This is a genomic window from Aquabacterium sp. (assembly GCF_049274795.1).
GTDB lineage: Bacteria > Pseudomonadota > Gammaproteobacteria > Burkholderiales > Burkholderiaceae_C > Aquabacterium.
Genome location: NZ_JBASTH010000064.1, coordinates 1 through 3,375 on the forward strand (window position 1 = coordinate 1; position 3,375 = coordinate 3,375).

A 3,375-nucleotide genomic window follows, 5' to 3' on the forward strand; every position below is an offset into this window, starting at 1 on the left:
GCTGCGAAGGCTGCCCACGCACAGGGCTAGTCAAATCAGCGATCTCTTGCCGCATCGCTGGGGGCCTGCGGCCGTTTGATTCCAGCATGTTGACGGGATGTCAACATGCGTTCGCCGGACGCTTACATTGAATCTGCACACCTTCTTGGTAATGCATATAATTATGCACAATATGCCAAGAATTGCCAAACCACCTAATGCAGAGTTACCGCGTTTGCGTCGTGAGTTGGCCGACTATCTGGAACGCATTGACAGCAACGCGAACTGCTTTGCCAAGGAGCAAGGCGTCAGCCAGTCCACGGTGCAACGCTTCCTTGCTGGTCGCACCAAGAACGTCACAGAGAGCATGCGCCCACTGCTGGTTTATGCAGGCATTCGTCTTGATAACTGCATAAACGAGCAACATCACGCCGCAGGGCCACTTGGTCACGTTCGCATTCAGCAGGCTCTGGAAAAGGTGTGGGATGGCAGTGACGCGTCTGCAGCAGTGCTGGCTCAGGTCATCGAGGCGATTGGGGCCCTTCTATTCGCTCGACATCGTTCCTCCATGTGATGGGCCGTTGCCTATGCCTCATGCACATGGGAGGTGCAACCGTCAATGGTCACCATTGCCTGACTTATTGAAAGCTTGAGTTCGCGGCTCAGCATCACAAAGCGGCCACACATATTGCGAATGCCCGTCCCATTGTTGCTGCGGAAGTCTGCAATCGTTTTGGGGCCAGTGAGTCACCTCTGTTAATGGCTACTGAATGCCGTGCTCAGATGGCTTTGGCGCGCGGTTGTTGAATGCACGAGGGCCTGACCACGATAGGTTTGCGAAGAACTGCGGGCAATAGGCCGCATGTAGCGTAAGCGTCCGGCGAACGCATGTTGACATCCCGTCAACATGCTGGAATCAAACGGCCGCAGGCCCCCAGCGATGCGGCAAGAGATCGCTGATTTGACTAGCCCTGTGCGTGGGCAGCCTTCGCAGCACATCGCGCAGGTAGGCGTGCGGATCGTGCCCGTTGAGCTTGGACGACTGGATCAGGCTCATGACGGCGGCCGCACGCTGGCCTGCCAGCAGCGAGCCTGCAAACAACCAGTTCTTGCGTCCAATCGCGATGGGGCGCATCTGGTTCTCGATCCAGTTGTTGTCGATGGGCAGCCTGCCGTCGTCGATGAAGCGCGTGAGCGCCTGCCAGCGTTTGAGGCTGTAGTCCAGCGCCTTGGCTGTGGCACCTGAGAACACCTTGGCCCGTTGCGCCAGCATCCATTCGTGCAAGGCGTTGGCAATGCGCCTTGATTGCTCCTGCCGGATGGCCTGTCTGTCTTGGGCGCTGAGGTTCTTGACCTCGCGTTCGATGTCGTAGAGCAAGCCGATGTATTGCAAGGCCTGCCCTGCAATCTGGCTGGTGCCATTGGCATGCAGGTCGAAGAACTTGCGCCGTGCGTGGGCCATGCAGCCCACCTCGGTGATGCCCTTGGCGAAGCTGGCCTTGTAGCCGCCGTACTCGTCGCAGATCAGGCTGCCGCGCCAATCGCCCAGGAAGGCTCGCGCATGCTCGCCGCTGCGGCTTTCTGCAAAGTCGTAGACCACGGCCTTCATGGGCTCGAATGCGCCGGGGCTGTAGGCCCACAGGTAGGCCCGGTGTGTCTTGCCGGTGCCCGGCTTGAGCATCTCCACGGGCGTCTCGTCGGCGTGCAGCACCGTGTGGGTCAGCATCTCTGCTTTGAGTGCATCGACCAGGGGTTGCAGTTGCACGCCGCACTGGCCCACCCACTGCGCCAGCGTTGAGCGCGGCAGTGGCACGCCCTCTCTGGCGTAGATCTCTTCGAGGCGGTACAGCGGCAGGTGGTCGCCGTACTTGGCCACCAGCACGTTGGCCAGCAGGTTCGAGGTGGGGATACCCTTGTCGATGATCTGTGCAGGCACGGGGGCTTGCACCAGCTTCTGGCAGGCCGCGCAGGCCCACTTGCCGCGCACATGGCGCTCCACCGTGAAGGTGCCGGGCGTGTAGTCCAGCTTCTCGCTGACGTCTTCGCCAATGCGCTTCATCTGGCAGCCGCAGCCACAGGCGGTGTTCTCGGGCTCGTGCTTGATCTCCACGCGTGGCAGGTGCGCAGGCAGCGCCGTGCGACGGGGCTTGGCCTTGGGTGTGTCGGCGGTGTCGCTTGGCTCTGCTGGTGCTGGGCTCAGCGCCTGGAGTTCGGCCTCCAATGCGGCCAGATCGGCGTCCAGTGATTCGTCGAGCAGGCTGCGCTGATCGGCTTGCAGCTTCTCGCTCTTGGCTGCGAACTGCAGGCGCTTGTAGCGGGCAATCTCGTGCGTGAGCAAATCGATCTTGGTCTGCTTGAAGTGGATCTCCTGATCCTTGCTGACGAGTTGTTGATCCTTGTCCACCAGCTTGGTCATCAAGCCCTCGGCCAGGGTGCGCAGTTGCTGCGCGTCCATGTGCTGCAGTTGTTGGGGATCGATGACCATGGCCGTCATCATCACTGCCATCTGGCTTGTTGGCCATCGCAGGCTTGAGGGATTGCGCCACACATGTCGAGATGTTCGGCAATGGCATCCAGCCGCCCGATGAACAGCTGAGCCAGTGCGCCATCACACCACCCGAATGGCGCCGTCGGCCTGCAGGCGCTGCCAGGGCAAGCCCATGATCAAGGCTTGCCACTGCGCCTGGTTGAGCTCGATGTGCGCAGCCAGCTCGCCCTGCGGCCAGACGAAGCGGCCTTGGTGCAGGCGCCGCGCCAGCAGCCACAGGCCCTGGCCGTCGTGCACCAGCACCTTCATGCGCGTGCCGCGCTGGTTGGCAAACAGGTACGCGTGATGCAGGCGTGCGGCACCAAAGACTTCGACCACCCGCCCCAGGGCTTTGTCGGGCCCGGCGCGCATGTCCAGTGGTGCCGTGGCAAGCCACAGCGAGTCGATGCGGATCATGTCGGCGCCCCCGTCTCATCGCAGCCACTCGCGCAACCAGGCACCGCAATCGGCGGCAGCTGTTGCAGGCCACTGCAGGCTCACGGTGCTGGCGCCTCGGCGAAGCTCCAGACGGATTGGCTCGGGGGTGGGAGCACTGGCGCGTGGCATGGGCACTTCGACAAACGCGCCTGATGGCGCGCCGACCACCGACAGCGCACCAGGCGCCTTGTGCTCGCATTGCAGCCAACGGCGAACCAGGTTGGCGTTGAGTCCATGGGCCAGCGCCACACCGGCAACCGATGCGCCAGGTTGCTGACAGGCCAGGACCACCTGGCGCTTGAGATCAGGTGCGTGACGGCGCCGGGTGCGCTTAGTTTGCGTGCTCTGCATAGTGTCCACTTATCTCCTTGGTGGACACTATCCTCACGGTTCAGGCTTGGGCTCTCAAGATGCCTTCACCGGACGCTTAC

General features: G+C 62.0%; 4 protein-coding genes. 1 reads left to right on the forward strand and 3 read right to left on the reverse strand.

All coding sequences use genetic code 11. From position 1 onward, the window contains the following. Window positions 1-127 precede the first annotated feature (127 nt). The gene (locus tag WAQ08_RS09445) at window positions 128-553 is read left to right on the forward strand and encodes a hypothetical protein (RefSeq protein ID WP_422191261.1); all 426 of its coding nucleotides are present in this window, start codon (window positions 128-130) and stop codon (window positions 551-553) included. 342 nt (window positions 554-895) lie between these two features. On the opposite strand, the gene tnpC is transcribed toward WAQ08_RS09445, so the two are convergent. From tnpC to WAQ08_RS09460, 3 genes are all read right to left on the reverse strand, one after another. Continuing rightward, a complete protein-coding gene (gene tnpC / locus WAQ08_RS09450) occupies window positions 896-2,464 on the reverse strand; it encodes an IS66 family transposase (RefSeq protein WP_422191263.1) in 1,569 nt (522 codons plus the stop codon). Between the two features lie 123 nt (window positions 2,465-2,587). Continuing rightward, window positions 2,588-2,923, reverse strand: a complete 336-nt coding sequence (gene tnpB / locus WAQ08_RS09455) for an IS66 family insertion sequence element accessory protein TnpB (RefSeq protein ID WP_422191265.1) — start codon at window positions 2,921-2,923, stop codon at window positions 2,588-2,590. A gap of 15 nt (window positions 2,924-2,938) precedes the next feature. Next, complete coding sequence (locus WAQ08_RS09460) at window positions 2,939-3,304, reverse strand: transposase (RefSeq protein WP_422191267.1); 366 nt, start codon at window positions 3,302-3,304, stop codon at window positions 2,939-2,941. Between the last annotated feature and the right edge of the window lie 71 nt (window positions 3,305-3,375).